The organism is Acinetobacter sp. YH12039 (assembly GCF_013420015.1).
Taxonomy (GTDB): domain Bacteria; phylum Pseudomonadota; class Gammaproteobacteria; order Pseudomonadales; family Moraxellaceae; genus Acinetobacter; species Acinetobacter amyesii.
This window is the reverse complement of sequence record NZ_VOZA01000119.1, coordinates 1-1,542: the sequence shown is the minus strand read 5'-3', so window position 1 is coordinate 1,542 and position 1,542 is coordinate 1. Positions and strand designations below refer to the sequence as shown.

Here is a 1,542-nt window from a genome sequence, read left to right as displayed (position 1 = left end):
ATATAAACGAACAGCATAAGCACTTGTTAAATTACTTATTTGTTGTATTTCATACTTTGTAAATTGTTCTTCTAACCTAGTAATTAAAGGCACAATAGCAGGGGCAAAAATAAGTCTAACGACAGCTTCATTATCAATATAAGCCACCTCGCTCACCCATCTTGATTTGTGATTAATAGTGTTACCTTTTTCACTAAGACTCTGATAACTGAATTGTCTTGCAAACAAGTCATCGCAAGCATCTTTTAACGCCTGATAAGCCGTATTTCGATGTACACCAAACTGATTAATATAACTTTCAGCATGAACTGTTAGTGGATCATTAGCATTTATCCCTTTACCCGATTCCCTTGCTTCAACAATAGCTAGGAGAATTAACCTCTGTTCAACTAGATCGAGGTTATAACTGGCATTGATTAAGGCGTTATCTTTAACAACTAGTTCTGTTTTCATATGAAAAGATTATATTTTTAATTCAATAAGACGAGGTTATATAATTATCTCGCTTAATGCAAGGTAAACCTCGTTTTAATGCAAGGTAAACCTCGTTTTAATGCAAGGTAAACCTCGTTTTAATGCAAGGTAAACCTCGTTTTAATATCTCTAGAACCATTATGAATAAAGGATTACAGCTTAATTAAAAGCATTTAAAAGCTTAAAAATAATTAAAAGCCCAGGGAGTAAAAAATTGCCCTTGGTTTTCGCTTCGCTCAAACTCTATTGAATCTCGCTTTCGCTCGATTCGTCGGGGCAATTTTTGGTTCATATTTTCGTGAATTTGAGAAAAAGCAAAAGCAAGATCAAAAGCAGCTCGGAATTCGCTTCGCTCATGAGCTTTTTTTCTCGCTACGCTCGGTTTAGGAATCAAATTTGGAAAGTTCGCACCCATTCGGGATGCTCTGTAAAGCAGGTGATTGATGGATAGGGAGCTTGTAATCAGGGAAAGGGATGGGCAAATTTTCTCAGTTCGCTCGTAGACACTCGCTCTGTTTAGCGACTCATGCCACGAGATTTCATTTTAGGCGCATGTTGCTGTGCTTTGAGCTGTTGTTCCTGTCTGAGTTTCATCTGTTGTTCTGCTTTGATCTCATCCACACATTTTTTAATGACTTGATAGGATGGGTATAGAGTCTGGTATTGCTTGGCTTTGGCTGGATGTTGTTGTTGGTACTGCTTCCAGGCATGTTCTTTGAATTTGTCATTTTCCAATAAATCCTTCACACCATGTTTTTTCTGGTGTTCATGCTGACCTTTCAGCTTTTTGTGCTCCTGGTAAATCGCATCACGTTGGGCTTCCCAGGCTTTTTTTCCAAACAGTAAGGGTTTGTTCTGAGTTAATTCGTTGTGTTGATCGACCAGGCTTTGCAATTTGTCATGACTTTGCTTGAGTCCGCTTTTCACGATCTCCTGGGCAAGCTGCTGATTGAACTCATTTTGATGTTTGTGGTGCTTGGTCAGGGTTATTTCGGCTTGTTTGAGATTACGCTGCATGAAATCCAGGTCTAGATTCGCGTCTTTTGCGCTGATTTCGCGTTTTAGCAC

The 1,542-nt window shown here is 38.8% G+C and carries 3 protein-coding genes; all 3 read right to left on the bottom strand.

Features of this window, described 5'->3' with window-relative positions; genetic code table 11:
* A partial coding sequence (locus FTT98_RS17695) for a RepB family plasmid replication initiator protein (protein ID WP_180177618.1) occupies nucleotides 1-453 on the bottom strand: 453 nt, incomplete at its 3' end.
* Between the two features lie 202 nt (nucleotides 454-655).
* Nucleotides 656-889 carry a hypothetical protein gene (locus tag FTT98_RS17690; RefSeq protein ID WP_068553069.1) on the bottom strand — a complete coding sequence of 78 codons (234 nt, stop codon included), beginning with the start codon at nucleotides 887-889 and terminating at the stop codon, nucleotides 656-658.
* Between the two features lie 101 nt (nucleotides 890-990).
* On the bottom strand, nucleotides 991-1,542 hold a 552-nt coding region (locus FTT98_RS17685), incomplete at its 5' end, for a hypothetical protein (protein ID WP_257230226.1).

Excerpts from the sequence above, each read along its gene's own strand:
- FTT98_RS17690 (WP_068553069.1), bottom strand. The coding sequence starts at position 889 with ATGGGTGCGAACTTTCCAAATTTGATTCCTAAACCGAGCGTAGCGAGA.